26 protein-coding genes and 1 tRNA gene are annotated in these 25,303 nt (G+C 64.0%); 11 read left to right on the top strand and 16 right to left on the bottom strand.

Annotated features, from left to right (window positions below):
- Positions 1 to 43: 43 nt before the first annotated feature.
- The 5 genes from AC1DW2_RS33160 (at position 44) to AC1DW2_RS33140 (ending at position 3,015) form a co-directional block, all read left to right on the top strand.
- Entirely contained in the window at positions 44 to 661 is a 618-nt protein-coding gene (locus AC1DW2_RS33160; RefSeq protein WP_028155350.1) for a hypothetical protein, read from the top strand.
- On the top strand, positions 648 to 1,022 hold the full coding sequence (locus AC1DW2_RS33155) for a winged helix-turn-helix domain-containing protein (protein ID WP_063985952.1): 375 nt from the start codon (positions 648 to 650) through the stop codon (positions 1,020 to 1,022). The genes AC1DW2_RS33160 and AC1DW2_RS33155 overlap by 14 nt, the downstream gene beginning before the upstream one ends.
- A gap of 29 nt (positions 1,023 to 1,051) precedes the next feature.
- Positions 1,052 to 1,792: a di-trans,poly-cis-decaprenylcistransferase gene (locus AC1DW2_RS33150; RefSeq protein WP_166347662.1), complete on the top strand. Its 741-nt coding sequence runs from the start codon at positions 1,052 to 1,054 to the stop codon at positions 1,790 to 1,792.
- A gap of 121 nt (positions 1,793 to 1,913) precedes the next feature.
- Positions 1,914 to 2,450, top strand: coding sequence for a GNAT family N-acetyltransferase (locus AC1DW2_RS33145; RefSeq protein ID WP_166347665.1), 537 nt, complete (start codon positions 1,914 to 1,916; stop codon positions 2,448 to 2,450).
- A gap of 76 nt (positions 2,451 to 2,526) precedes the next feature.
- Positions 2,527 to 3,015 carry a Crp/Fnr family transcriptional regulator gene (locus AC1DW2_RS33140; protein WP_166347668.1) on the top strand — a complete coding sequence of 163 codons (489 nt, stop codon included), beginning with the start codon at positions 2,527 to 2,529 and terminating at the stop codon, positions 3,013 to 3,015.
- Here the strand turns inward: AC1DW2_RS33140 and AC1DW2_RS33135 are convergent.
- Complete coding sequence (locus tag AC1DW2_RS33135; protein WP_166347671.1) at positions 2,954 to 3,781, bottom strand: metallophosphoesterase family protein; 828 nt, start codon at positions 3,779 to 3,781, stop codon at positions 2,954 to 2,956. The two genes, AC1DW2_RS33140 and AC1DW2_RS33135, sit on opposite strands and share 62 nt — an antisense overlap.
- A gap of 212 nt (positions 3,782 to 3,993) precedes the next feature.
- On the opposite strand from AC1DW2_RS33135, the gene AC1DW2_RS33130 reads away from it, so the two are divergent.
- The 3 genes from AC1DW2_RS33130 (at position 3,994) to AC1DW2_RS33120 (ending at position 5,501) form a co-directional block, all read left to right on the top strand.
- Complete coding sequence (locus AC1DW2_RS33130; RefSeq protein WP_166347674.1) at positions 3,994 to 4,683, top strand: DNA-3-methyladenine glycosylase I; 690 nt, start codon at positions 3,994 to 3,996, stop codon at positions 4,681 to 4,683.
- A 25-nt stretch (positions 4,684 to 4,708) separates the two neighbouring features.
- The gene (locus tag AC1DW2_RS33125; protein ID WP_166347677.1) at positions 4,709 to 5,002 is read left to right on the top strand and encodes a DUF1330 domain-containing protein; all 294 of its coding nucleotides are present in this window, start codon (positions 4,709 to 4,711) and stop codon (positions 5,000 to 5,002) included.
- Between the two features lie 205 nt (positions 5,003 to 5,207).
- Positions 5,208 to 5,501: a hypothetical protein gene (locus AC1DW2_RS33120; protein ID WP_166347680.1), complete on the top strand. Its 294-nt coding sequence runs from the start codon at positions 5,208 to 5,210 to the stop codon at positions 5,499 to 5,501.
- A 123-nt stretch (positions 5,502 to 5,624) separates the two neighbouring features.
- On the opposite strand, the gene dinB is transcribed toward AC1DW2_RS33120, so the two are convergent.
- Entirely contained in the window at positions 5,625 to 6,725 is a 1,101-nt protein-coding gene (gene dinB, locus AC1DW2_RS33115) for a DNA polymerase IV (protein WP_166347683.1), read from the bottom strand.
- Positions 6,726 to 6,768: 43 nt separating this feature from the next.
- On the opposite strand from dinB, the gene AC1DW2_RS33110 reads away from it, so the two are divergent.
- Together AC1DW2_RS33110 and AC1DW2_RS33105 are read left to right on the top strand one after the other, a co-directional pair.
- The gene (locus tag AC1DW2_RS33110; protein ID WP_175627419.1) at positions 6,769 to 7,212 is read left to right on the top strand and encodes a TspO/MBR family protein; all 444 of its coding nucleotides are present in this window, start codon (positions 6,769 to 6,771) and stop codon (positions 7,210 to 7,212) included.
- A 94-nt stretch (positions 7,213 to 7,306) separates the two neighbouring features.
- Entirely contained in the window at positions 7,307 to 7,516 is a 210-nt protein-coding gene (locus AC1DW2_RS33105) for a hypothetical protein (protein ID WP_014491045.1), read from the top strand.
- A 36-nt stretch (positions 7,517 to 7,552) separates the two neighbouring features.
- Here the strand turns inward: AC1DW2_RS33105 and AC1DW2_RS33100 are convergent, their stop codons facing one another.
- The 5 genes from AC1DW2_RS33100 to AC1DW2_RS33080 all read right to left on the bottom strand — a co-directional run bounded on the left by AC1DW2_RS33100 (position 7,553) and on the right by AC1DW2_RS33080 (position 11,932).
- Positions 7,553 to 8,485, bottom strand: coding sequence for a ferritin-like domain-containing protein (locus tag AC1DW2_RS33100; protein WP_166347686.1), 933 nt, complete (start codon positions 8,483 to 8,485; stop codon positions 7,553 to 7,555).
- 466 nt (positions 8,486 to 8,951) lie between these two features.
- Positions 8,952 to 9,028: transfer RNA gene (locus AC1DW2_RS33095), tRNA-Arg, on the bottom strand.
- Between the two features lie 103 nt (positions 9,029 to 9,131).
- Positions 9,132 to 9,851 (bottom strand): metallophosphoesterase family protein, encoded by a 720-nt coding sequence (locus AC1DW2_RS33090; protein ID WP_477008048.1) that lies wholly within the window; start codon positions 9,849 to 9,851, stop codon positions 9,132 to 9,134.
- 25 nt (positions 9,852 to 9,876) lie between these two features.
- The gene (locus AC1DW2_RS33085) at positions 9,877 to 10,812 is read right to left on the bottom strand and encodes a hypothetical protein (RefSeq protein ID WP_441497873.1); all 936 of its coding nucleotides are present in this window, start codon (positions 10,810 to 10,812) and stop codon (positions 9,877 to 9,879) included.
- Positions 10,790 to 11,932, bottom strand: coding sequence for an MBL fold metallo-hydrolase (locus tag AC1DW2_RS33080; protein ID WP_477008057.1), 1,143 nt, complete (start codon positions 11,930 to 11,932; stop codon positions 10,790 to 10,792). Before AC1DW2_RS33080 ends, AC1DW2_RS33085 begins: the two co-directional genes overlap by 23 nt.
- Here AC1DW2_RS33080 and AC1DW2_RS33075 point away from each other — a divergent pair.
- On the top strand, positions 11,825 to 12,241 hold the full coding sequence (locus AC1DW2_RS33075; protein WP_441497899.1) for a hypothetical protein: 417 nt from the start codon (positions 11,825 to 11,827) through the stop codon (positions 12,239 to 12,241). The two genes, AC1DW2_RS33080 and AC1DW2_RS33075, sit on opposite strands and share 108 nt — an antisense overlap.
- A 68-nt stretch (positions 12,242 to 12,309) precedes the next feature.
- Here the strand turns inward: AC1DW2_RS33075 and AC1DW2_RS33070 are convergent, their stop codons facing one another.
- From AC1DW2_RS33070 to AC1DW2_RS33030, 9 genes are all read right to left on the bottom strand, one after another.
- Positions 12,310 to 13,371: a sensor domain-containing diguanylate cyclase gene (locus AC1DW2_RS33070; RefSeq protein WP_477008047.1), complete on the bottom strand. Its 1,062-nt coding sequence runs from the start codon at positions 13,369 to 13,371 to the stop codon at positions 12,310 to 12,312.
- 1 nt (position 13,372) lies between these two features.
- Positions 13,373 to 16,483, bottom strand: coding sequence for a bifunctional diguanylate cyclase/phosphodiesterase (locus AC1DW2_RS33065; protein ID WP_477008046.1), 3,111 nt, complete (start codon positions 16,481 to 16,483; stop codon positions 13,373 to 13,375).
- Between the two features lie 176 nt (positions 16,484 to 16,659).
- Positions 16,660 to 17,745, bottom strand: a complete 1,086-nt coding sequence (locus AC1DW2_RS33060) for a branched-chain amino acid ABC transporter permease (protein ID WP_028149341.1) — start codon at positions 17,743 to 17,745, stop codon at positions 16,660 to 16,662.
- Positions 17,742 to 18,752, bottom strand: coding sequence for a branched-chain amino acid ABC transporter permease (locus AC1DW2_RS33055; RefSeq protein ID WP_085404082.1), 1,011 nt, complete (start codon positions 18,750 to 18,752; stop codon positions 17,742 to 17,744). Before AC1DW2_RS33055 ends, AC1DW2_RS33060 begins: the two co-directional genes overlap by 4 nt.
- Positions 18,749 to 19,471: an ABC transporter ATP-binding protein gene (locus tag AC1DW2_RS33050; protein ID WP_212095247.1), complete on the bottom strand. Its 723-nt coding sequence runs from the start codon at positions 19,469 to 19,471 to the stop codon at positions 18,749 to 18,751. Before AC1DW2_RS33050 ends, AC1DW2_RS33055 begins: the two co-directional genes overlap by 4 nt.
- Positions 19,468 to 20,232 carry an ABC transporter ATP-binding protein gene (locus AC1DW2_RS33045; RefSeq protein WP_441497876.1) on the bottom strand — a complete coding sequence of 255 codons (765 nt, stop codon included), beginning with the start codon at positions 20,230 to 20,232 and terminating at the stop codon, positions 19,468 to 19,470. The genes AC1DW2_RS33050 and AC1DW2_RS33045 overlap by 4 nt, the downstream gene beginning before the upstream one ends.
- Before the next feature lie 63 nt (positions 20,233 to 20,295).
- On the bottom strand, positions 20,296 to 21,480 hold the full coding sequence (locus AC1DW2_RS33040; RefSeq protein WP_354113292.1) for a substrate-binding domain-containing protein: 1,185 nt from the start codon (positions 21,478 to 21,480) through the stop codon (positions 20,296 to 20,298).
- A gap of 345 nt (positions 21,481 to 21,825) precedes the next feature.
- On the bottom strand, positions 21,826 to 23,265 hold the full coding sequence (locus AC1DW2_RS33035) for a sigma-54 interaction domain-containing protein (RefSeq protein ID WP_354239768.1): 1,440 nt from the start codon (positions 23,263 to 23,265) through the stop codon (positions 21,826 to 21,828).
- Between the two features lie 257 nt (positions 23,266 to 23,522).
- A complete protein-coding gene (locus AC1DW2_RS33030) occupies positions 23,523 to 25,259 on the bottom strand; it encodes a putative bifunctional diguanylate cyclase/phosphodiesterase (protein WP_477008045.1) in 1,737 nt (578 codons plus the stop codon).
- Positions 25,260 to 25,303: the final 44 nt, after the last annotated feature.

Raw genomic sequence — 25,303 nt, 5'->3', positions numbered from 1 at the left:
GCGGTCCCGGACAATTGGGCGGAGCGGGGTTTTGGCGTTGCCAATGCGCGATCTCGACAAGGCACTGGCCGACATCGTGGCGATCCGCAACCAGATTGCGGCGGGCACGGCGTTCCGCGGTTATGGCCCGGCGACGATCGCTGCGACGGGCGCCGTCGCGCTTCTTACCGCAATCCTCCAATTCTGGCTGCTCGGCGATCCCACAAGCGAGCCGGTCGGCTTCTTCTTCGGCTGGTTCATGGCCGCGGTGCTCTCCGTTCTGATGATCGGCATCGAGATGCGCGCGCGCTCGCGCCGTCATCATTCCGGCCTGGCCGATGCCATGATCCATCAGGCGGTCGAGCAGTTCCTGCCCGCGGGCGTCGCCGGCGTGCTGCTCGCGGTGGTGATGTGGAAGTTCGCGAGCGAGACGCTGTGGCTGCTGCCCGGCCTGTGGCAGATCCTGGTGTCGCTCGGCATTTTCGCTTCCGTCCGCTCGCTGCCGCGCACCGTCGCGCTCGCCGGCGCCTGGTATTTCATTTCCGGCTTCGCGGTCGTGGTGCTCGCGAGCCGGACTCACACGCTATCGCCGTGGACCATGGGGCTGCCCTTCGTGATCGGGCAGTCGGTGATGGCGGGCATTCTGTATTTCGCGTCCGGAGACCATGATGTCGAAGACTGACAGCGCACCCTTTTCCTATGAAGGGCTCGACCGCGTTATCCACGAGAAGGCGAGGCTCGGGCTTCTGACCTCGCTGATGGCGCATCCGAAGGGCCTGGCATTCGCCGACCTCAAGCAGCTCTGCGGCCTCACCGACGGCAATCTCAGCCGGCATCTCGCCGTGCTCCAGGAGGCCGGCCTCGTCGAGGTGACCAAGGGCTATGAGGGCAACCGCCCGCACACGACCTGCCGCCTGACCAAGGCCGGCCGCCGCCGCTTCCTCGACTATCTCGCCGTGCTCGAGCGGCTGGTGCGCGACGCCGCCAAGGCCGCCGGCCGCGACGCGCCGCCGCTCGGCCGTCTCGGTATCATCTCGACCTGATCCCCCCTTTTTTGACCGGAGACTTTGCAATGCAAAGCGACATGACCTCTCGCAACGAGAAGCTTCACGTCGGCATCATCATGGACGGCAACGGCAGGTGGGCGACGCGCCGCGGCTTGTCGCGCCTGCGCGGCCACGAGGCCGGCGTGGAGGCGATCCGCCGCATCGTCGAGGCCGCACCCAAGCAGGGCATCGGGACGCTGACACTTTACGCCTTCTCCACCGACAATTGGCGACGGCCGAAAACCGAAGTCGCCGCGCTGATGACGTTGCTGCGCTTCTATCTCGCCAACGAGGTGCAGAGCCTCGCCAGGAACGGCGTGCGCCTCACTGTGATCGGCCGCCGCGACCGTCTGCCCGACGGCATCGCCAATGCGATCGCGCGCGCGGAGGACGCCACCGCGCAGGGCGGCACGCTTCACCTGCGCATCGCGGTCGACTATTCCGCGCGCGATGCCATCCTCAACGCCGCAGCGAAGGCGGCGGCACTGACGAGCCTCACCCGCGAAGCCTTCTCCCAGCTCGTCACCGGTGAAGCCGGCCTGCGCGACGTCGATCTCATCATCCGCACCTCCGGCGAGAAGCGGCTGTCGGACTTCCTGCTCTGGGAAGGCGCCTATGCCGAGCTGCACTTCACCGAGCGGATGTGGCCCGAATTCGACGCGGGCGATCTCTCCGCGGCGCTGGCGTCGTTCCACGGCCGCGAGCGCCGCTTCGGCGGCCTCCAAGCGATCATGCCCGACGAGGTGCCGTCACTCTCCCGTGTGTGATGCACGGCACGGGACAACGAGCTGTTCGTTTTCAGCCGCATGATTGGCAGTGGTGTCCAAGCCGCGGAAGCGCGGTCTCGGTTAGGTGTGCGGTCCACGCAACCTGCCGAGAGCATCACGCATGTCACAGCTGTTTCCGGGAGCCGTCGTCGAGCCGGTCGAACTGGTCGAAGCGAAGGGCATGGTCTGCATCAGGACCGCCAGCGTATCCGACGTCGAGAACCTGTCGGTCTATTTCACCGGCCTGTCCACGACGTCGCGCAACAAGCGCTTCATGGGCGCGCGTACCGACTTCGTCCTGGTCGCGGCCGAATGCGTGGCGAGGACGGGCCGGCCCGGTCATTTCACCCTGCTCGCCGAAGTCAGGCAGGATGGGCAGCACACCATCATCGGCGAAGCGAACTACGCCTATGATGCGCCTGCACGGCATGGCGAGTTTGCCATCTCGGTCGCCGATGCGTTCCGGCGCCTGGGCCTTGGCTTGCAGATGATGACCGCGATGGAGACGCGTGCGACCGATCTTGGCCACGAGATGATCGCCGCCGAGACTGCGCGGACAAATGCCGAGATGCGCGGTCTGGCAAAGAAGGCGGGCTTCCGGGATACCGGCCTCGGAGACTGGCAGTCGGTTCACCTCGCAAAGCGCTTGTCGCGATAGCCGTCCGCGCGTTGCCGCCTGGCACGGATCGTGCTCTAGTATCGCCTGGATTTCCCCAGCGATGGGAGCATCGGCGATGCGCGCAGTTCTGGATCATTGCACCGGCGGAACGGAGCGGCAGGTCAAGGCCGGCACGTCGGTCGTCACCGAGGGCGGCACCAGCAGCGGCCACCTCTACGTGCTCGTCGAGGGCAAGCTCGACGTTCTCAAGGGCGACACGGTGGTCGCGGCCATCACAGAGCCCGGCGCCGTGTTCGGCGAGATGTCCGTGCTGCTCGGGCTGCCGCACACCGCGACGGTGCGGGCCAGCTCGGATTCGGTCATCTATGAGTTCGAGGACGCGGCGTCATTCCTCATCCAGCGGCCCGAGGTCGCGCTGCTGCTCGCGCGCACGCTGGCGCAGCGGCTCAACGTCGCCAACACTTATCTGGCCGATCTCAAGCGGCAATATGCCGGCCACGGCACGCATCTCGCCATGGTCGGCGAGGTGCTCCAGAGCATGATCAACCTGCCACCGCTCGAGGTGTCGCCAGGCTCGGATCGGCAATCCGATCCAAGGATGTGAGCCAGTCCGGCGGCTCCTCGACGGTGTTTGCGGGCCGCTTCAGCGGCGCGCCGAGGTCGATCCACTGCGCCTCGCCCGCAGCCAGCCAGAACGCCTTGTCCGCAGCGAGATCCAGCACGATATGCGTGGGCGGCCGGCCCGGTTGCAGGCCGGCGTTGAAGACCCATGTTTGCCCGAGCCGGTCGAACCACGAGCCGTCGGCGATGAAGGGCGACTGGTGCACATGGCCCGAGATCACCATCGACGGCTGATACTGCATGATCCACTGCACCAGATCGACATCGCCGAAGAAGCGCTTGCCGCCCCAGCTCGTCGGTGAATTCGCCGGCGGCGCGTGATGGGCCCAGATCCAGCGCTGCGGACGGTTGGCGGCGGCGTCGCGCAGCTGCGCGACGATGCGCTGCTTGACCAGCGGGCCATCCCACCACGGGCACACCGTGAACAGCGTGTCGCCGATGGTGAGGCTGTCGCCGTCACAAATGATCCCGAGCTCCCGCACCTCCGAGATCCAGCGCGAGATCTTTTCACCCTCCGCATTGCGCTCGTCGAGGTCGTGATTGCCGGAGCAGAGGATCACGCGGGTCTGCGCCGCGAGCAACGCGAGGTATTTCTTCACCACCACGATCTGCGCGCGAAAATCCACCATCGAGCCGATGTCGAGTGCATCGCCGGCGAAGATCACGAGGTCGAACTGCGGCGCCGCGCTGGCCAGCCAGTCGAGCTGCGGCAGCGAGTAGTGCAAATCGGCCACGACCAGGCAACGCATTGAAAATCCATGGGCGGGTTTGAAAAGGTCTGGAAATTCCAAAACGTTATTTACAAAGCAAGAAGCAGACCAGAATGGCTGCTTTCTTCGTCAGGCCAATGGCCGGCCGCATGCTGCGGTGCATTGGCGTGCGCAAGTAGCCTGGCACCGCGGGGCTGGACCGTGTCATCGAATTCTGATGTCGTGGCGCATCCTCAAACGCCCGTATCCGCATGACCTCCTTCAAGACCATTCGTGCCCGCGCCGAGAAACGCAAGGGCGGCCCCAAGGCACTGGACAAGCTGATGCCCGAAAAGCCCGACCTGAAGGGGCTGGCCAAGCTCGGCGACGATCGCATCCTCGCCGAGATGACCAGGCGGGTGTTTTGCGCGGGTTTTGCCTGGAGCGTGATCGATTCGAAATGGGACGGATTTGAAGAGGTGTTCCTGCATTTCCAGCCGGCCAAGCTCACCTTCCAGCCCGAGGACTATTGGGAGGGCCTCTTGCGCGACGCGCGCATCGTGCGCAACGGCGCCAAAATCATGTCGGTGCGCGACAACGCGGCCTTCGTCCAGGAGATCGCGAAAGAGCACGGCAGCTTCGGCAAGTTTCTGGCGAAATGGCCGCCATCCAACGAGGTCGGCCTTCTCGATCTCCTCACCAAGCGCGGCAGCCGGCTCGGCGGCAACACCGGGCAGATGCTGCTGCGCTTCGTCGGCTGGGATGGTTTTGTCACCTCCAGGGATGTCGTCGCCTGCCTGCGCGATGCCGGCCTCGACATCGCCGAAGAGGTCAAATCAAAGGGCGATCTCGCAAAGGTGCAGGCACAGTTCAACGCGTGGGCCGAGGAGACCGGTCTGCCATACACATATCTGTCACGCATCTGCGCGCTCTCGGTTGGCGAGAACCGAGGCGAACACTAAGTCACGAGAAACCAGGAGAACAAAAATGGCAAAAGCCTATTGGGTTGCGACCTATCGCGCGATCAAGAGCCCCGACGCCATGGCGGCCTATGCCAAGCTGTCGCGTCCGGCCATCGAGGCCGCCGGTGGACGCGTGCTCGCGCGCGGGATGCCGGTTGCGGCCTACGAGCATGGCCTGATGGAACGCGTCGTTCTCATCGAGTTCGACAGCGTCGAGCGAGCCAAGGCGGCGTATGAAAGTCCCGCCTACAAGGCCGCTCACGACCTGCTCGGCGACGGTGCCGACCGCGACATCCGGATCGTCGAAGCCGTCGAATAGCGGCATCGACAGGCGGATCATGTGCATCGTGTGGCGATCCCGTGCCGTGAGCGCGGCAGATGAAACTCGCGATCACGAAATGCATTTTTCCGGAACATTCGTGCGCAACACCCGTTCGGGAATTTGAGCCAGGCGACACAGGCGCAGGGAACGCCCGTTTTGGCTCAACTCACTGAAACCCGGCACGACAGAAACGGAGCAGCGCATGAAGCTCACATCCGAACAGGTGAAGCAGACCGTCAACCAACTCGGCGCCCAGGTGCTGCCCGACGAACATCCCGCCATGCCGCAGCTCAACAGCATGTTCGGCGAACACACCTTCTTCGTCGACGAAACGGGCCTGAAGGTGCTCGAGCCGACGCCGTCGGTCAGCGCCGAGTGCCAGACCGGCGAAGTCGTCAGCCTCGCCGACTGGAGCGATGCCGACCTCACGCGCCTGATGGCCCATGAGCCGGAGCCGACGGGTGTGATCGTCGTGTTCGAGCATGTGAGGCATTGATTGGCCCGAGCGGATCGGCTTCTACGGGTGGCGGGTCTGAAAATCCCGCCACCTTCCATGACTGGTTTGGAGCCGCGCCGCGGACAAGGATTTCGCGTTCGCGGCGGGGCTTTCCAGGCTGGTTCAAATGCCGAAAGTCAGCTGCGGCTCCGCATCGTCGCCGTCCTGGAGGGCAGACAGCGATACCCCCAGGAGCCTGACGCGCTTGGGCAGCGGCATCTCGGCTTCGAGCAGGCCGCAGGCCAGCCGCTCCAGGTCGTCCCGGCCCGCAACCGGCGCTGTGACGGACCTGCCGCGCGTGATGATCTCGAAGTCGGCGAACTTGATCTTCAGGGTGACGGTGCGGCCGCGGTTGCCGGTCGTCTCGCAATGGCGCCAGACCTTGTCGACGAGCGGCTTGAGCTCGGCGGCCAGCGCGCCGTATTCGTCGAGGTCGGTCGAGAACGTCGTCTCCGCGCCGATCGACTTGCGAATGCGGTTAGCCCGGACCGGCCGCTCGTCGACGCCGCGTGAGATCCAGTAGTAATAGGCGCCCGACTTGCCGAAATTCGCATTCATGAACTCCAGCGTCTGGTTGCGGATATCGAGGCCGGTGAACAGGCCGAGCGCATTCATCTTCGCACTGGTCGCCGGGCCGATCCCGTGGAACTTGCCGACGGGCAGCGTCTCGACGAAGGCGGGTCCCATCTCCGGCGAGATCACGAACTGACCGTTGGGCTTGCGATGATCGGAGGCGAGCTTTGCAAGAAACTTGTTGTAGGAGATGCCCGCCGAAGCGTTGAGGCCGGTCTCGGCCTTGATCTTCTCACGGATCAGCAAGGCGACGTCGCGCGCCAACGGGATGCCTTGCAAATTCTCGGTCACGTCGAGATAGGCCTCGTCGAGCGACAATGGCTCGATGATTGGCGTGTGCTCGGCAAAGATGTCGCGGATCTGCCTGGAGATCGCCTTGTAGACCTCGAAGCGCGGCCTGACGAAGATCAGGTCGGGACATTGCCGCTTCGCGGTCACCGACGGCATCGCGGAGCGAACACCGAACTTGCGGGCCTCGTAGCTCGCGGCCGCGACGACGCCGCGTTCCGCGGAGCCGCCGACGGCGACCGGCTTGCCGCGCAGCTCCGGATTGTCGCGCTGCTCCACGGACGCATAGAAGGCATCCATGTCGATATGGATGATCTTGCGGACGGGCGAGACATCGCCAGTCACCGTGCCGGATTCGCTCATGGAACGATGATACAGTTGCCCGAAGAGAAGCGCGAGGTGATGGATGCTTCAGCTATTGGCCTTCGTCGTCGGTGTGGTCGGCATCGGCTGGCTGATCGGTGCGACCAATCTTCCGGGAGAATGGTATGCGGCCCTTGCCAAGCCGGGTTTCGTGCCGCCGAACTGGGCGTTCCCGGTGGCGTGGACTATCCTTTACATCATGATCGCGGTTGCGGGCTGGCGGACTTTTCGCCGTGAGCCGTCGGGTCGAGCGATGCAGGTCTGGGCCGCGCAGCTGGCGCTCAATTTCGTCTGGTCTCCGGCGATGTTCACGATGCACCAGATTGGAGCCGCGCTCGTCATACTCATTTGCCTGTTCGTTGCGATCGTGACCTACATCAGTATCGAGATGTCACGGGACAGGCTGGCCGCCGCGTTGTTCGTGCCTTACGCAGCCTGGGTCGCCTTTGCCGGCCTGCTCAATGCGGCCATCTGGCGCTTGAATTGAGGCGATTTGTCCAAGGCTCATCAAAGGGCAATCTCAGGCTTGTGAGTGGCGAGCCTAGGCACGCGTTCCTACATGGGAGCGCGGAGGACAGCCAATGCAATACAGCTCCGAGCTCATTCAGACCATGCGCCAGGCCCTCGAGACCGTGATGGCGAGCGTACCAGCCGATCAGTCGGTGTTCGGTCTGAAAGCCGCTGTCGCCGAATGCATTTTGAAGGCTGCCGCGCACGGTCATACGTCGTATGACGCCCTGGTGACGTCCGCCTCCGATCAGATCCAGTCGATCATCTCGATGCTGACGTGAGTGCTTGTTCTGGGAGGCCGGCGGCAGATCCGGAGTTCATGCCGACGGAGGCGCCCATAGGAACTCAGGACGAATGCCCTGCTGGATGAGGTCCGTGCCAAGCGACTGAAGTGTGAACATGGCGCCGATGCTGGGTCTTGTACCGCTTGTCCAGCAAGTTTGAAGGCCGATCAAGAGCTGCGACAGGGCCTGATTGAACGCAAGCGACGGACTCGGTGTGACGGTCGATTGCTGAAAATCGAACCAGGTCGGAAACGGGATTGGTGCTCCCGTAAAGCTCCAGTGGCCCGCCGCATCCTGCACCAGCGTTTTCTCGGTGTAGATTTCCTTGAAGACATAATAGTGGGCGAATGTTGCATTACCGGTTGGGGGTTGGTTAGGAGAGCCTTCCGTACCTTCACCTTCGGCCTTGATCAGCTGGATCGCCGCCTGCGCATCGGCGATGCTCTTGATCGGCGTTGCTTCCCCCGAATTGACCGCGAAGGCGCTGGCATTGATCGCGGGATTGACTGTGGTGAAACCCTCGGCGATCGCATCGTAGAAATCACCGATCGTCGCGGGTCCCGTTCTTGCGGCGAGCGCAACCGGTGGAAATTCCGGATACTCGATCTGCATGAAGACCTGAACTTGATCTGGCGTAAGCGGCTTCAGATCAACGGGCAACTTTTGCAGAATTTCTCCGGGCAGGACATTGGTCGGGTAGCTCGGAATGAAGGTCGCATTGGCAATGGATGGCACGCCGCCGATCGCGGTCAGCATGTTGCCTGCCAGGGCAAAGTGATACATCTCTTGCACCACAATGTCCTCAATCATACCGCCGACGCCGCCCGGGTCGCTGTTGATCGACCATTGCGCGCAAAGATAAGGCGGGATGGTGGAGAACTCCAATTGCATCGCGGTCTGGAGTGCGTCTTTCAGGTCGGAAAGCGTCGTAATGCGATCCTCGACGAACTGGGCGATGGTTTTCATCTGAAGCACCCCTCCCGACTTGGTTGATTGCGAAGCCCTGTTCCTGGCGCCGCCACTGGACTGACGTCGTCAAGCAGGTTCAGTGTTGGCTCATTGCTTGCGGGACGAGCGCTCCTGGGGTGATTCAGTCCGACAATAACCGGATATCGGTCTGCGACATCACGCCTACAACCGGACCTGCCCCGATGATCGCGACCAGAAACGTGCCGCGATCAGGCTCATTTTCCGCAACCCATGAACAATAGTACAATTTAAGGGTGCAATCAATTGCGCAATTGGTCAGAGATTTGTGACCGCTTTTCCATTCGATATGCTTAGCCGGACGCGCGCGCGACGTTGCGAAGGCCAGATTGCGAGCCGCAACATTTGATGGATGGTGCCGTCACAGCGTCAAAAGCCGGCACACAATCTCGGCCCCGCACACAGTCTCGGTAAAGAGTACAGTCTCGGTAAAGAGAAAGGAGACTGGCGCACCCGACACGATTCGAACGTGTGACCTTTGCCTTCGGAGGGCAACGCTCTATCCAGCTGAGCTACGGGTGCTAGTCGAGGTTCATTTAGCCGATTGGCGGGGGGTGGGCAACCTCCGCTTTGCCCGGGCCCGGACGCCCGGCATCGCCCAATTCCTGGTCTTATGCTTCGCTCTTCAATCCCGGAGGGCGGCCGGTCCCGAGATCTCGCCGGAATCGGTCACGAACATCAACGGGCCCGTCTCCGAGGTGGCGAACACGGCCGCCGTGAGCGGGCCGCCGAAGCAGGCGCCGGTATCGAGGTTCAATCGGTTGGCCCGCAGATCGGGTGTCCCGGTCCGGACCGGCGTATGGCCATGGACAACGAAAAGCCCGTGGTCTTGATCCGACGACAGGAAGGGTACCCGGATCCACAGCAGGTCCCGCTCGGATTGTGACGCCAGCGGCACGTCCGGCCGTAGTCCAGCATGGACGAACAGCCGCCCATGCTCGATTCTCGTCAGCGGAAGCGCGCGTATCCAGTCGAGATGCTCGCTCGGCAGATCGGCGGGATCGTCGATCCCGTAGCTGTCGAGCGTCTGCTCGCCGCCGTTGCCCCACCAATTCATGAGGTCGCGGTCGGTGCGCTCCATGTCGGCCGCGCGAAGCAGCATCTCCTCATGGTTGCCCCGCAGACAGACGAAGGGGCAGTCCTGCTTCCCCTCGCTGGCGACGAGAAAATCCATCACCTCGCGGCTTTGGGGTCCCCGGTCGATATAGTCTCCGACAAGCACAAACTGCGCGCTCCGCTCGCCGCGAAGCTCCTCGCACGCGGCGAGCAGCGACGTCAGCTTGTCAAAGCAGCCGTGGATGTCGCCGATCGCGAAGGTGAGCAGTTCGTCTTCGGGAAGGGGCAAAGCCAGGTTTCTCTCTCGTGCCAACTCAGATGGTGAGACCCTTTGGCGTGCCTTTGAACCTGATCCGCTTCGGGCCCACGCCCACCTGCGCGAGCGATTCAATCACTCTGTCATTCAGCCTCTTGCCGCCCTCGTCCTTGCGATCGCGTTGATCCTCGGTAAAATTATAGACGAGCAGTCCGATATTGGCGCTGTTCACGTTGAGCTGCCCCCCCTCCGCAACGGCGCTGATCGCTCCAACTGCGCTGCGACGCCCGTTGCTCCATTCCGCCATCTTGGCCAGATTCTTCGCAACCCATCGATAGCTGTCATCGATCTCCGTCTTGTGAGCGTCGATCACCTTCTGATAGTCCTCGATCTGACCGACAATATCGCGATTTTCCAGCTCGGGGTTGCTGAACATCTTGGCCTCCCAGAACACCAGATCGACGCCGTTTGCCGTCGTTTCGAAGTTCGCCAGGTCCATGCGGGGGAGCTTCCGCTTGATACCGGGGATGCCCGAGGCGTTGATCGCAATCTCCACGTCGACGACGGAGAGATTGGACGTCGCGATCTCGTGGACGCCTTCCTTCTCCTGTCCGGAATAGGCCGATGCAGCCCTTTTGAGCTTCGCCAGCGTCTCTGCGCCTTCGTAGTCGCGCGTCAGCATCCTTTGCTCGGCCTTGCCGAAGGAGAACTTCCCCTCGACGAGCGAAATCTGATCCTTCAAGTCCGGATTCAGCAGATACTTTTCGTGCGTCGAGGCGGTCACTTTCCCGCCCTTGAATGACACTTTGAAGATGGATTGCCCCTGCCAATAGACGTTAAGGTATTCGTCCCGAATGCCGATGATGAGTGTGGGATCGGCGAGAACGTCTTTCCACCAGCCATCCTGCTGGGCGAGTGTCTCGAGTGCCTTGCGAAAGTCGTCGCCCCGGATTCCGCGTCTGAAGCTCATCTCATACCTCCCACCATTCGCCATCGCTGCGTCGCGTGACGTTGTCAAAATATCTGGAGAAACTGTCGCCTTCGAATGTGTGAACGGGCACCAGCCTGTCCGGCTGTATTGCGTTCGCGAGCCGCTTGAGATCCAGGATGCTGGCGTGGCCCGAGGTGTGGATGATCTCGATGGGAACGCCGCGTGTCGCGAGATCCACCTTCAGTCTGGCGCCAGGACCGTCCTTCAGATATCCGTCCCATTGCGACCAGATCGCTCTGGTGCCGGGCCAGAGATTTGCGGCCTCCACGTCGTGGGCCATTGCCGGACGAAACAGCATCACGGTGCGATCGGCGATCTCGGTGATGCGCTCGCGGTAGATCCGTGCGGATTTGTAGGGATCCAGCAGGTCGAAGCGCTTGTTCCTTGCGATCTGTCGCCGCTGATATTCCGGCACATAGACCGACAAATTGGGCCAGCCGGCGTTCGGCAAGCGCTCGTTGCCGGTGGCCCGCAATATCTCCATCGCATAGAGGTCCAGCAGCAGCGTCCGGCCGCTGCGCTTGCAGGCGCGATAGATACTGACGATGCGATCGATGTTCTGCGCGGACGCCGAGAGGATGACGAAGCCTGGCTGTTTAAAACTCTGGGTCAGCCTCGCCTCGATGTCGTCCTCCGTCGGGAATTGCGTGTGCTCGTCGAGACGGCCGAGGCTCGACCCCTCCATCAGCATCGTGTCGATATCGCGGGGCGGATGGCTGACCAAACGTTCGAACAGACCGCCCTTGCGACCGTGCGCACGGATGTCGCCGCTGTAGAACAGACGCCGGCCGGCAGCCTGGATCAGCAGCGCATAGGCATCATAGGCCGAGTGATCGACAAGATAGGGCGTGATGCTGAACGGGCCGATCTGGAAGGTTCTGCGATCGTTCAGCTCGAATGAAACATTGGGCACGAAGGCGTTGGGCACGAAAGGAGCTGCCGCACACATGATGCGCGCGGTCGCAGCGCCCATGGCGAGGGGGACATTGGGTCTGCACAGGGGGAGCAAACCCCAATGATCGCCGTGTCCGTGCGACAGGACAACCGCACGCAGGGTTGGATCTTCGACGCGAAGCCCGGCCACAGGCGGGAGAAGATCGTCGGACGCGCCGTCGGCATCCAGCGGAAGGCCAAGGTCGAGCAGGATTCGCTCGCCCGCGGCCTCGAGCTCGATGCAGGTGCCACCAATTTGCTGCGTTCCGCGGTGGACACGTCCGCGAAACGAACCGGCTGCTTCGGTCATCAGCGGTTGGTCTTGGCGGCCGAGCCGGGTTCGGCCGTCACTCGCGACCAGGCGATGGCGTTTTTGGCGGAGGGGAGGGCACTGCGAGATGGACAGGGAAATTTCAAAGCGAATACGGCTCCAGGCAACGACTTATCTATATTCAAACGAGCGCCCGAGAAATTGCGGCTTTTCGAGAAGAAAATGTGAGTGTTGTTCCGGCGCAACATCACCTGTTGGTCAGGCCGAACGCAATAGAACCTTCGGTGGGATGAACGTCAGCCGCGGCTGGACCGGCGATTGGCGGCGACTTGAATCCCGGGCGAGCCGCGATCGGCGCGCGCGAACTCGGCCAGCAGGCGTTCGGAGCAGATGACGCGGTTGCGGCCGAGCCGTTTTGCCGCATAGAGCGCCTCGTCGGCCGCACCCAGCAGCCGGTCGGGGCTGCCGTCGGCCTCAGTGGGAATATGGCTGGCGACGCCGACGCTGAGGGTGACGTGGTCGCCGGCTCCAACAGCTCCATGAGCGATCCGCAAGGTCATGACGGCACCGCGGATCTCCTCGGCGATGGCGCAGGCGGCATCGCAATCCATGTCGGGCAGGATCAGCGCGAACTCTTCCCCGCCATAGCGGCTGGCGAGGTCGAGCGGGCGCACGGCGTGGCGGCTGACGACATCAGCGACCGCACGCAGGCATTCGTCGCCGCTCTGGTGGCCGTGCCGGTCGTTGAACAGCTTGAAATGATCGACGTCGACGAACAGCAGCGCCATCGGCTTCTGCGTCCGCTGGGCGCGAGCCCATTCGCTCATCAGCATCTGGTCGAAGGCGCGCCGGTTCGACAGGCCGGTCAGCCCGTCCTTGGTGGCGAGCTCCTTCAGCGCCATCTCGGCGCGCTTCTGATCGGTGAGGTCGCGCAGCGTCTCCACCACGGCGATCAGATGGCCGGCCTCGTCGTGGATAGGACCGGCGTCGATCGCGAGATAGAGCTGGCTGCCGAGCTTGGGCATCACGCACCAGTTCTCCGCGGAAAAGCCGAGCCCGTTGTGGCCGCGTGCGGCATATTCCGAATAAAACTCCGGCAGCTGCTCGGGACGGTCGAGCGCGACCAGGTCGGCGAGGCAGGGGCGCCGGGTCTCGTAGAAGGCCTGCCAGTGTTTCGTCGTGCCGATCACCTCCGCGGCGGGAACGCCGGTCAGCCGCTCGCAGGCTCTGTTCCAGATCACGACGCGGCGCTTGGGGTCGATCACGAAGGTCGGCACCACCAGATGCTGCATCAGCCGCACGGCATAGGAATCCGCGACGTCGACGCCTTTCGCTGACGTTTTCCGCGGCTTCGCCATCTCAGGCCACCGCCGCCACCGGCGCGGCATCGTTCGGACCGAACAGCTTTCGCACCTCGGCGGCGGGCTTCGGTTTGCTGAACAGATAACCCTGCATCTCCGTGCAGCCGAGCGCGCGCAGCATCTCGCGCTGCGCCTCGGTCTCGACGCCCTCGGCGACGGTGGTCATGTGGCTCGCCGCGGCGATGTTCACCACCGCCTGCACGATCACGGGCGCGCCACTGGTCTCCGCGATGTCGGCGACGAAGCAGCGGTCGATCTTGATCTTGTCGAACGGGAAGCGCTTCAGATAGCTCAGCGAGGAATAGCCGGTGCCGAAATCGTCGAGCGCGATGCGCACGCCGATCGACCGGAGCTGGTGCAGGATCGAGAGCGCGGCCTCGTCGTCGCGGATCAGCACGGCCTCGGTGATTTCGAGCTCGAGCCGGGAGGGAGAGAGCCCGGAGGCGGCGAGTGCGCCGGCAATCCGCAGCGCCAGCGTGTCGCATTTGAGCTGCACCGGCGAGACGTTGACCGCAATCCGCACATGCGCCGGCCAGGTCGCGGCCTCGTTGCAGGCCATGCGCAGCACCCAGTCGCCGAGCTCGTTGATCAGGCCGGTATCCTCGGCGATCGGAATGAACTCCGCCGGTGACACCCAGCCGCGTTCGGGATGCCGCCAGCGCAGCAGCGCCTCGCAGCCCGACACGTCGTTGGTGCGCAGGTCGACCAGCGGCTGGTAGTGGATCTCGAAGCCGCCGTTCACCAGCGCCTGGCGTAGATCCTGCTCCATGGTCAGGCGCGCCTTGGCGCTCGCATCCATCTCCGGCTCGAAGAAGCGATGGGTGCGGCGTCCTTCGGCCTTGGCGCCGTACATCGCAAGATCGGCGTGCTTGATGAGCTGGTCGAGATCGGTTCCGTCCTGCGGCGCCAGCGCGATGCCGATGCTGGCGTCGGTGGAGAGCTGATGGCCGAGGCAGTGATAGGGCTGGCGGATCGCCTCGTAGATCCGCGTCACGAATGACAGCACGTCCGCAGATGACTGGATTCCGCTCTGGATCACCGCGAATTCGTCGCCGCCGAGCCGCGCGATCAGGTCGCTCTTCTTGAGGCAGCCGCGCAGCCGGGTCGCGATCGCCTTCAGCAGCTCGTCGCCGACGTGATGGCCGAGCGAATCGTTGATGCCCTTGAATTCGTCGACGTCGATATAGAGCAGCGCGAACTGCTCGCCGCCGGCGACCTTCGCCAGCTCGCGTTCGATCTGTTCGCGGAACAGCGTGCGGTTCGGCAGGTCGGTCAGCGCATCGTAATGCGCCATATGCGCGATCTTGTCGTGGGCGCGCCGCCGCTCGGTGACATCCTCGACGACGCTGATGAGGTAGCGCGGCTCGCCGGACTTGTCGCGAATGCCGATCCGGGTCGAGGTGATGTAGCGCGGTCCCTTGGTCTGGCTCTGCCAGGCGTGCTCGTCCTTGAACAATCCCCCGGGCGCCTGCAGCGCCTTGCTGTCGTCGTCGTTGACGATCCTGGCGGCGGCTTCCGGATACATGTCGAAAGGAGTCTTGCCGACGATGACGTCACCCGACTGGCCGAACTGCTCCTCGGCGGTCCGGTTGACCAGCAGATATTGCCGCGTCAGGGCATCCTTCACCGTGATCTGCGAGGGGATGTGATCGATGATCTCGCGCAGGAACATGTAGTTGCGGTCGCGTTCCTGCTCCAGATTGCGCCGCTCGGTGATTTCCTCGATCGTGGCGACCCATCCGCCCTGCGCCAGCGGGGTGTTGATGACCTGGAAGGCGCGGCCGTTGGGCAGTTCGTGGATCCTGCTGGAGGCCTTGCCCTCGGCGACGACCCGCATCACATCGGTGCAAAACGTCTCGACGTCGCCGCCGAACGTGCCATGCTCCTTGCGATGCTGCATCGCCTCGCGGATGTGACAGCCGGGCTTGATGATGTCGTCGGACAGGCCGAACATCTCGGAGTAGCGGCGGTTGCAGGTGACGATAAATCCGGCGGCATCGTACAGGATCAGCCCTTGCGACATGTTGTTCAGGGCGGTGTCGAGCCGCAGCCGTTCCGCTTCGATCCGCTCCTGGGCTTCCCGGTTCTGCCGGCTGATCTGGCGGATGATCAGGAAGAGGATCAATGCGATCACGATCGCCGAAAGCGTTGCCGTGGTGACCATGAAGCCGGTCTGCTGACGCCAGTCGGYCAGCGCGGCGCTCGTGGTGTTGGTCGCGACAATGACCAGCGGGAAATGCGACAGCGAGGCCCCCGAGCCGAGGCGGTCCTCGCCGTCGATCGGTCCCTTGACGCGCAGCGTGTGCCGGCCGCCCTCGGCCAGCATCTTGCGCATCAGCGGCGCGTCCTTGAAATTCCTGCCGATCAGCTCTTCGACATGCGGATAGCGGGCCAGCATCTTGCCTTCGCGATCGAACAGCGAGATCGCCGTACCCTCGGCAAGCGCGACAGATGCGAAATACTGCCGGTAGCTGTCCGGATCGATCCGCCGGACCATGGCGCCGAGGAAGGTGCCGTCCGCGCCGCTCAGCCGCCGCGCGACGATCGTGGTCCATTTGCCGATGATGAAGCTGCGGACCGATTCCAGGATGACCGATTCGGCCATCGGATCGGATTTGAACGTCTGGAAATAGGCGCGCGAGGAGACGTTGATCTTGGGCAGCGGCTCGGCTCGCGACCAGTTGATCAGCTCGCCGTCGGCATCGTAGATCGCGATGTCGCCGAGATAGGAGACGGAGCTGATCTTGCTCCGCAGCATCTGGTTCGTCGCGAGCCCGGACATGCGCTCGCGGAACATCGCCGGCGAAGTGATCTCCGGCAGGTTCATCTGCCCGATCAGGTCGGCGGCGACGACGTCGGAATCCTGGAATTGCTGATCGAAGTGCCGCGCGATCAGCTGCACCGTGTTTTCCAGCTCGCGCTCGCGGTTGGCCAGGGTGCGCTCGCGGAATTCGCCGACGGCCATGGCGGTCACGGCGAAGATCCCGGCGACCAGCAACACACCGCACAGGGTCAGCCAGAGGACAGGACCACGCCGCGCCAAGGCCGCCCAGCCGTTGGTCGCGGCTGATGACATTCCGGCTGTCACCGTGGAAAAGACCTGGCGCATTTCCCCCCTCCCTGGAAGGACAGGAATACACCGCACAAATGGCGCAAACCTTAGGAAAGCCAGTTACCTAAGCATTAATCCGGTTGTGCAGTCGCGCCCGTATGCAGTGGGGCGGGAATCACGTCGCGGTTGTGCCGTGCCCATCACAACCGCTGCGCTGCATCATTAACCGCAGCTTAATGCGAAGCGCCCGCACTCTTGTCGCGGCCGGCATTGCGCAGACGTCCGACGACGCCGGTCGGGAAGAAGTAGACGCTGGCGATGAACAGCAGCCCGAGCCACAGCAGCCAGCGATCGGGATGCAACAGCCCCGGCAGCAACGGCAGGCCGGCTTCGCTCGCCGCCTTGGAGGCGACGCCCATCAGCGATTGCAGATAGTTCTGGGCGAGGATGAAGATGGTGGCGCCGATGATCGCGCCGTAGATCGTGCCCATGCCGCCGATCACCACCATCAACAGGATGTCCAGCATGATCGAGAAGCTGAGCGAGGTGTCGGGACCGGCATAGCGCAGCCACAGCGCGTTCAAAATGCCGGCGCTGGCGGCGACCAGCGCGGCGAGGCAGTTGGCGTAGGTCAGGTGGAAGACGGTGCGAAAGCCGAGCGCCTCGGCGCGAAAGCGGTTCTCGCGGATCGCCTGGAGCACGCGTCCGAACGGCGAGTTCACGACACGCAACAAAGCGAGGATCATCAGGGCCGAGACGGCGAACACCAGGTAGAAGGTGAGGATGCGGCCGTTGATCTCGAATCCGAACAGGTTCTTGGAGATCAGCACCGTGCCGGGCCGCAGCAATTCCGGCAGCTGGAAGCTGCGCCCGTCCTCGCCGCCGGTCAGCCAGGAGAGCTGCGAGGCCAGCACCTGGAAGGCGGAGGCGACGGCGAGCGTGATCATGGCAAAGAAGATCGCGGCGACCCGCAGCGAGAACAGGCCGATCGCGAGCGCGAGCAGCGCCGCGAGCGGCAGGCCGACGACGATGCCGGTTGCGACCGCGGCCCAGTTCGGGCCCATCCCGTACAGCGCGATCGCGATCGCGTAACTGCCGATGCCGTAGAACATGGTGTGGGCGAACGACACCGAGCCGGTATAGCCGAGCAGGAGGTCGTAGGAGGCGACGAGCGCGGCGAAGACGCAGATCTTGGCCGCGACGTTCAGCGCCTTGGCGCCCGGGAACAGGAACGGCGTCGCCGCCAGCGCCAGGATGATGACGATGAGGAGAAGCGTGAGCACGCGGCTCTTCGGCGGATCGCCTGACAGGAGCATCATCGGCTGGTCACCGCATAGAGGCCGCGCGGCCGCCACATCAGAATGGCGACCATCAGCAGGATGTTGGAGACGAGGGCGAGTTTCGGCACCAGGAAGCCGCCGTAATTGGCGACCATCGCGACCAGGATGGCGCCGATGAAGCAGCCACCGATCGAGCCGAGGCCGCCGATGATGACGACGATGAAAATCAGGACGGTGAGGTCGTCGCTCATGGAGGCATGGACCTGCTCGCGATAGAGCGCCCACATCACGCCGCCGAGGCCGGCGAGCGCCGATCCCGTCATGAACACGCCGAGGAACAGGCGGCGGATGCGATAGCCGAGCGCCTCGACCATCTCGCGGTTCTCGACGCCGGCGCGGATCAGCAGGCCGAGCTTGGTGCGGTTGAGCACGAGCTGGATCGCGATGAAGACCGCGAGGCCGATCAGCATCGCCAGCACACGGTATTTGGCGATCGCGACGTCGCCGAGGATGAAGGAGCCTCGCAGCGAGGTCGGCAGGGGTGTCGGGATGATCTGCGGCCCCCACAGCGCATAGAGCGTCTGCTCGGCGACGATCAGGCCGCCCGTCGTCATCAGGATCTGCTTCAGGTGCTGGCCGTAGACGGGCAGGATCAGCACGCGCTCGACGACCAGGCCGAGCGCGCCGGACACTGCCATCGACAGCAGCGCTGCCGGCGCCAGCACGGCGAGGTTCATCCACAGTGAATCCGCCTGCATCGAGGCCGCGAACGGCGCCAGCACGAGGGTTGCCACATAGGCGCCGACGGCGATGAAGGCGCCGTGGCCGAAATTGAGCACGTCCATCAGGCCGAATACCAGCGTCAGCCCCGAAGCCATGATGAAGATCATCATGCCCATGGCGAGACTCGCGGCGGTCAGCGTCAGCCAGGTGCTGGGTGACCCCACCAGAGGAATCATCGCAAGCGCCAGCGCGATCGGCAGCAGGATCGGCGCGAGATCGCGCTTCGGCTTCGGCAGCGGATCATTTGCGGCGAGTTCAGTCACTGATGCGCCTCCAGGCTCAGGCCGAGCAGCCGCTCCTGCAGCGGCACGTCGGCGGCGAGCGCCGCCATCTCGCCGCGATGAACGATGGTGCCGTTGTCCATGACCAGCACGTTGTCGCCGAGCTCGCGGGCGGCAAAGAAATTCTGTTCGACCAGCAGGATCGTCGCACCCTTGCGCTTGATCTCCTTCAGGCACTCGATCAGTGCCATGACGATCGCGGGCGCCAATCCCTTGGTCGGCTCGTCGATCAGCAGCAGCTTGCGCGGCTCGACGATGGCGCGCGCGATCGACAACATCTGCTTCTGTCCGCCTGAGAGGCTTCCCGCGCGCGACAGCCAGAACCGGCGCAGTGCGGGGAAGAAGCCGAAGATCCAGTCGAGCTGGGTATCGTCGAGCGGCCCGTCGCGCGCCGCCAGCACCAGGTTTTCCTTCACCGTGAGGTCGGAAAACACCGCCATGCTCTCCGGCACGTAGCCGACGCCGAGCCGCGCGATGTCGGGCGTGGCGCGGCTCTCGATGCGCTCGCCCGCAAGCGTGATTTCGCCGCTGGAGGCCTGCCACAGGCCCATGACGGTGCGCAGCGTCGTGGTCTTGCCGGCGCCGTTGCGGCCGAGCAGCATGGTGGTCTGGCCCTGGGGGACTGCGAGGTCGATGCCCTGGAGGATGTGGTAGCGGCCGATATGCGTGTGCACGCCGGAGAGTTTGAGCAGATCGGTCATGCGGCACTCTTTGGAGCAACGCCGAGATAGGCTTCCTGCACGATCGGTGAGGCGATCACCTCGGCCGGCGGACCGTCGGCGACAAGTTGTCCGTTGTGCAGCACGATGATGCGGTCGGCGAGCGAGCGCACCACGTCCATCTTGTGCTCGACGAGGAGGATGATCTTGCTCTTGTCCTGCTTGAGCTGCGCGATCAGGTTCAGCACGACCGGCACCTCGTCGATGCTCATGCCCGCGGTCGGCTCGTCGAACATGAACACTTTGGGTTCGAGCGCGATCATCAGCGCCACCTCGAGCTTGCGCTGGTCGCCATGCGACAGCGCAGTCGCCGCGACGCCGCGGCGATTGCCGAGTGCGACCTGGTCGAGGATGGAATCGGCGCGGGTGATCAGGTCGCGGCGGACCATCCAGGGCCGCAGCATGTCGTAATGGGTGCCGCTGGCCGCCTGCACCGCGAGGCGGACGTTCTCTTCCACGGTGAGATTCGGAAACAGGTTGGTGAGCTGGAAGGCGCGGCCGAGGCCCGCGCGGGTGCGCAGCGGCGCGGAATGCTGGGTGATGTCGGTGCCGTCGAACAGGATGCTGCCGTGTGAAGCGCGCAGCTGGCCCGAGATCAGGTTGAAATAGGTGGTCTTGCCGGCGCCGTTCGGCCCGACGATGGCGGTGAGCTCGCCGGGGCGGAACGTGCAGGTGACGTTGTTGACCGCGACATGGCCGCCGAAGCGGATGGTGAGGTCGCGCGTCTCTAACGTCAGGGCCATGAGGATAACTCTGGAATAGGGAAGGATCCTCTCCCCGCACGGGCGGGGAGAGGGGATTCGATATCAGCGCTTGTTGCGGACCGGAACGTCCATGTCCTCGATCTTGAGCTCGCGCACCGGCTCGAGCACGGCCCAGGCGACGTTCGGATCGACCTTGACCTTGAAGTGATACATGCTCTGGAGCGCCTGATGGTCCTCTTTCCGGAACACCATCTTGCCCTTCGGCGTGTCGAACTCCAGGCCTTCCATCGCCGTGATCAGCTTCTCGGTGTCGGTCGACTTCGCCTTGGTGACGGCGGCGACGACGGACATCGCGGCGGCAAAACCACCCGCGGTGAAGAAGTCCGGCGGCGCATTGAAGCGCTTCTGGTGCTCGGCGACCAGCCAGTCGTTCACCGGGTTCTTCGGGATCTCGTAGTAGTAATAAGTCGCGCCTTCCATGCCGGGCAGGCCCTTATACGCCGCGAGCGCCGGCAGGATGTTGCCGCCGGTCGACAGCTCGATGCCGTAGCGCTTCGGGTCCATGTCCTGCAGCTTGGCCAGCGGATTTCCGGCGCCGGCCCAGATCACCCAGATCACCTTGCGGCCGGGCTTGTCCTTCAGCGCGTCGAACAGGCGCTGGCCGACCGCGGTGAAGTCGGTGGTGTTGGTCGGGGCGTATTCTTCCGCGGCGAGCGTCGCGCCGGTCTTGGCGAGCGCCTCCTTGAAAGCGGCGACGCCGTCGCGGCCGAAGGCGTAGTCCTGCGCCAGCGTCGCCACGGTGACGCCCTGCTTGCCGATCGCGACCGCGTTCGAGATCGCGTCCTGCGACGAGTTGCGCGCGGTGCGGAAGATGTAGCGATTCCACTTCTCGCCGGTAATCTGGTCCGCGACCGCGGGCTCGACGATCAGGATCTTCTTGTTCTCCTCGGCGACGGGGAGGATGGCGAGCGCCGCGGCGGACGAGGTCGTGCCGATCGCGATGTCGGCCTTGTCGTCCTGATAGGCTTCCGCGAGCGCGGCCTTCGACAGGTCGGGCTTGCCTTGGTCGTCCTTGGTGATGACGACGATCTTGCGGCCGTCGAGCATCATGGTGCCCTTGGTGGCGTATTCAAAACCCATCTGCAGGCCGGTTTCGGTCTGCTTGGCGTAGGCTTCGAGCGGGCCGGTCTTGCCGTAGATCAGTGCGACCTTGAGGTCGTCGGCCTGCGCGGAGGTGTTCGCGGCCAGGCCGAGGATGGCTGCCGTGAGAATGAGCGATCGACGCACGATGATTTCCTCCTTGAATGAACTGCCTTGATCACAGCGATTTGCACAAGTGTGCATACATTGCAATTCCACCTTCCGGCGGAGCTTGCACGAGGCTCATGTGACAGTCTCTTGACGTGCGCGTGCCGGATCGTCGCAGGCCGCGATGAGTTCGCGTTAACGATCCCCTGGCTTCACATCAGCCCATGCGTTTCCTCAGGCCGCCTCAGAGCAAGCCCTGCGCCAGATCCGGGGCTTGGCGCGGGAATGGCTGAAATTGCGGCGGATCACGCGCGAATGCCACAGGCGAGCGCCGATATGGCGGTGTCAGGAGTCCGAGACTCCGGACACGTGCCGTCTCGAAAATCAGACAGGCGGCGATCCCGACGCCAGTCCGAACTTGGCGAGCTTCTTGTAGAACGTCGCGCGCGAGATGCGCAGCATCCGCGCGGCTTCCGAGATCTGGCCGTTGCTGGCGGCGAGCGCATGTTCGAGCGTCTGCTTCTCGAACTCCGCCTCGGCTTCGGCATAGGGCACGACCGAGCCGGTCATCTGCGGCGCCGGTCCAGGGCCGGCCTCCGCGCTGACCGGCAGGATGTGAACGAAATCGTCGCCGGTCAGGCGCCCGGAATCGCTCAGGATCAGTGCGCGTTCCAGAATGTTGCGGAGCTCGCGGACGTTGCCGGGCCAGTCGTAGCGCGCGAGCGCCGACAATCCGCTCGGCGTGATCCTGGCATTGAGGAAATCGCCGGAGGCGCTGATGTCCTCGATCAGCCGCGCGCAGATGTCGGGCAGATCGTCGAGGCATTTTCTCAGAGGGGGCAGGTCGATCGAGAGCACGTTGAGGCGGTAGTAGAGATCGGCGCGGAAGGCGCCGTCGCTGACGCGCTTGCGCAAGTCCACGTTGGTCGCGGCAATGACGCGCACATCGACCTTGCTGATCTTGTCCGAGCCGAGCGGCTCGATCTCGCGCTCCTGCAGCACGCGCAACAGCTTGGCCTGCAATTGCAGCGGCATCTCGCCGATCTCGTCGAGGAACAGCGTGCCGCCATCGGCGATCCGGAACTTGCCCTCGCGCCCCCTGCGGTCGGCGCCGGTATAGGCGCCCGGCGCAGTGCCGAAGAATTCGGACTCGATCAGCGTTTCCGGGATCGCCGCGACATTGACGCTGACGAACGGCTTTTCCGCGCGCGAGGACGCATTGTGGATCGCCTGCGCCAGCAGCTCCTTGCCGGTGCCGGTCTCGCCGGTGAGCAGCACGGTCACGCTCTGCCGCGCCGCGCGCTTGGCGAACTCCTTGGCCTGCGCGATCGCCGGTGTCGTGCCGACGAAATCGGCAAGGGTGAAGCGCGCCGCGCGGGCGTTGGACAATTGCCGCCGCGCCAGCCGCAGATCGCTCTCGAGCTGGGTGACGCGGGCGAGCAGCGGCTTGAGGCTTTCGAGGTGGTCGTAGAGCACGAAGCCGATCGCGCCGATGACGTTGCGGTCCTCGTCCTCGATCGGCATGCGCGTCACCACGAGCTGCTCGCCGCCGAGCTCCATGATGTCGAGCAGGATCGGCTCGCCGCTCTCGGCGACGTTCCGCATCAGGCTGTTCGGGATGATCTCCTCGATCGGCCGGCCGATCGCTTCGGTGGTGTGCTTGAGGCCGAGCGAGGCCAGATATTTCTCGTTGACGTAGATCACCCGTCCGCCGCGGTCGATCGCGATCGCGCCCTCGCACAGATGCTCCAGCCGTTCGAACAGCGTCACCATCGCCCGCGCGCGGACATAGGCGGGATCGCTGACGTCGGGGGAGGAGGGCATGGCGTACCTCAGGGAAGTCCGCCTGTGTATTAGCAAAAGGGCAGCAATTTCAAAGGGGGAAATGGCACGTAAGCAGCTCAGCAATTGCCGTCGTCCCGGGGCGCGAAGCGAACCCGGGACCCATACCCACAGGGAGAAGTTTGGCGAAGACTAGGAGTGGGAGCCTCGCTCCACATCTGCTCCCTGGGGTTATGGGTCCCGGGCTCGCGCTTTGCGCGCCCCGGGACGACGGCGGTACTCGTTGCGCCGTTGTCGCCCTACCGCCGGTACCCGCTCGCCCGCGAATAGCCCTGCCGGTTCTGCTGCGTCGGGCGGTTGGACACGCCGGGACGGGATTCGCTGGAGGCGGGGGTCGCGAGCTTGAGCTCCTCCAGGAAGATCGGCCGGGCGAAATAATAGCCTTGCGCGTAGCGGATCTTGGTCGCGGCCTGGAGATAGGCCAGCTCCTCGAAGGATTCGAGGCCTTCGGCGATCACGGTCATGCCGAGCGCTTCGCTCAGGGATTCGATCGCGCGCAAGATACCCTGGCTGCGCGGGCGCTTATGGATGTCGGTGATGAACGAGCGGTCGATCTTGATCTCGTCGGCGGTGATGTCGGCGAGCGCCGAGAGCGAGGAATAGCCGGTGCCGAAATCGTCGATGGAGATGCCGACGCCGAGCTTGCGGAACATCGGCAGGATCTCGGCCTGGAAATGATTCTTGGCGACGAAGGCGTCTTCCGTCACCTCGATCATGAAGCGCTGCGGAAAGCCGGTCTCGTCCAGCGCCCGCGCGAAACTGCGCATGAATTCGGGGTTGCCGGCCTGCTTGGCGGCGACGTTGATGCTGATGGTCGCTTCCGCGCCGAAGCTGTCGTTGATCAGGTCGATCGACTTGACGATCTCGGCGAGCACGAGATGGGTGAGCTCGTCGATCAGTCCCAATTCGCCGGCAAGGTTGATGAACGAGCCCGGCGCCTGGATCACGCCCTCGTCGTCGCGCAGGCGCACCAATGCCTCGATGCCCGTCACGGCCTGGGTGCGGATGTCGACCTTGGACTGGAACGCGCAGCAGAAGCGCTTTTCGAGGATGGCGAGCCGCAGCGACTGCTCGATCTTCATCCGCGCCAGCGCCTCGCGCTCCATGCTGGCGTCGAAGAAGGCCGCTGATCCCTTGCCGCTGTTCTTGATGCGGTACATCGCGATGTCGGCGTTCTGACGCAGCGTCTCGAAGCTGCGGCCGTGGTCGGGATAGAGGCTGACGCCGACGGAGGTGGAGGCGAAGACCTCCGAATTGTCGATGAAGAACGGTGCGGTCAGCCGCTCCAGCGTCGCTTGCATGAATTCGGCGACTTCCTCCTGGCTCTGGATCGGGGAGAGCAGCAGCAGGAATTCGTCGCCGGAGATGCGCGACAGCATGTCGGAATCGCGCAGGTCGCGCCCGAGCCGCTTCGACAGCTCGACCAGCAGCGCGTCGCCGACGGCGTGGCCGTAATAGTCGTTGATGTGCTTGAAATTGTCGACGTCGAGAAAGGCGAGCGCGAAACGCTCGCCTTTGCCGTCGCGCGCGAGCAGGCTGCCGGCGCGATGCTCGATCACGCGCCGCGAGGGCAGGCCGGTCAGCTCGTCGAAATAGGCCGAGCGAAATAGCTGGTCCTCGAAATTCTTCTGTTCGGTGATGTCGGAGGACGCCGAGATCAGCAGCTCGCGTCCGGCAACGCGGACGGGGCGATGGGTGGTCAGCAGCACCTGGCGTGCAGCTCCGTCGTGGAGCGCTTCCTCGGAGATGACCGCTTCGCCGGACCTCAGTGCCCGCTGGCAGGCTGCCCGGCGCGGCGTCAGATCGGGCGACGGACGGCTGCCGTCCATGCCGAGCTGGGCGGCCGCGACATCGTTAACCAGCAGAAGCTCGCCCTGCGCGTCCTGCACGGTCAGGCCGGCAGGCAGCATTCTAACGATTTCCTTGAGAAATCCGAGTTCGGCTTCACTCGCGCCGGAATATCTGTTGTCGTTCATAGAAGTCATGAATCTTGTTGTTTCAACGCGCCTTTGCAATGGAC

It is taken from the genome of Bradyrhizobium sp. P3_C3 (assembly GCF_056402655.1).
The sequence above is the reverse complement of the archived record's forward strand: the minus strand, read 5'-3'. Positions and strand labels throughout refer to the sequence as shown.

Coding starts and splice junctions, on each gene's coding strand:
- AC1DW2_RS33060 (WP_028149341.1), bottom strand. CDS start 17,745: ATGATGCTCCTGTCAGGCGATCCGCCGAAGAGCCGCGTGCTCACGCTT.
- AC1DW2_RS33035 (WP_354239768.1), bottom strand. CDS start 23,265: ATGCCCTCCTCCCCCGACGTCAGCGATCCCGCCTATGTCCGCGCGCGG.
- AC1DW2_RS33070 (WP_477008047.1), bottom strand. CDS start 13,371: ATGGCGAAGCCGCGGAAAACGTCAGCGAAAGGCGTCGACGTCGCGGAT.
- AC1DW2_RS33145 (WP_166347665.1), top strand. CDS start 1,914: ATGTCACAGCTGTTTCCGGGAGCCGTCGTCGAGCCGGTCGAACTGGTC.
- AC1DW2_RS33085 (WP_441497873.1), bottom strand. CDS start 10,812: ATGGCGAATGGTGGGAGGTATGAGATGAGCTTCAGACGCGGAATCCGG.
- AC1DW2_RS33155 (WP_063985952.1), top strand. CDS start 648: ATGTCGAAGACTGACAGCGCACCCTTTTCCTATGAAGGGCTCGACCGC.
- AC1DW2_RS33120 (WP_166347680.1), top strand. CDS start 5,208: ATGAAGCTCACATCCGAACAGGTGAAGCAGACCGTCAACCAACTCGGC.
- AC1DW2_RS33075 (WP_441497899.1), top strand. CDS start 11,825: ATGATCGCCGTGTCCGTGCGACAGGACAACCGCACGCAGGGTTGGATC.
- AC1DW2_RS33130 (WP_166347674.1), top strand. CDS start 3,994: ATGACCTCCTTCAAGACCATTCGTGCCCGCGCCGAGAAACGCAAGGGC.
- AC1DW2_RS33160 (WP_028155350.1), top strand. CDS start 44: ATGCGCGATCTCGACAAGGCACTGGCCGACATCGTGGCGATCCGCAAC.
- AC1DW2_RS33135 (WP_166347671.1), bottom strand. CDS start 3,781: ATGCGTTGCCTGGTCGTGGCCGATTTGCACTACTCGCTGCCGCAGCTC.
- AC1DW2_RS33125 (WP_166347677.1), top strand. CDS start 4,709: ATGGCAAAAGCCTATTGGGTTGCGACCTATCGCGCGATCAAGAGCCCC.
- AC1DW2_RS33045 (WP_441497876.1), bottom strand. CDS start 20,232: ATGGCCCTGACGTTAGAGACGCGCGACCTCACCATCCGCTTCGGCGGC.
- AC1DW2_RS33110 (WP_175627419.1), top strand. CDS start 6,769: ATGCTTCAGCTATTGGCCTTCGTCGTCGGTGTGGTCGGCATCGGCTGG.
- AC1DW2_RS33100 (WP_166347686.1), bottom strand. CDS start 8,485: ATGAAAACCATCGCCCAGTTCGTCGAGGATCGCATTACGACGCTTTCC.
- AC1DW2_RS33140 (WP_166347668.1), top strand. CDS start 2,527: ATGCGCGCAGTTCTGGATCATTGCACCGGCGGAACGGAGCGGCAGGTC.
- AC1DW2_RS33150 (WP_166347662.1), top strand. CDS start 1,052: ATGCAAAGCGACATGACCTCTCGCAACGAGAAGCTTCACGTCGGCATC.
- AC1DW2_RS33030 (WP_477008045.1), bottom strand. CDS start 25,259: ATGAACGACAACAGATATTCCGGCGCGAGTGAAGCCGAACTCGGATTT.
- AC1DW2_RS33105 (WP_014491045.1), top strand. CDS start 7,307: ATGCAATACAGCTCCGAGCTCATTCAGACCATGCGCCAGGCCCTCGAG.
- dinB (WP_166347683.1), bottom strand. CDS start 6,725: ATGAGCGAATCCGGCACGGTGACTGGCGATGTCTCGCCCGTCCGCAAG.
- AC1DW2_RS33050 (WP_212095247.1), bottom strand. CDS start 19,471: ATGACCGATCTGCTCAAACTCTCCGGCGTGCACACGCATATCGGCCGC.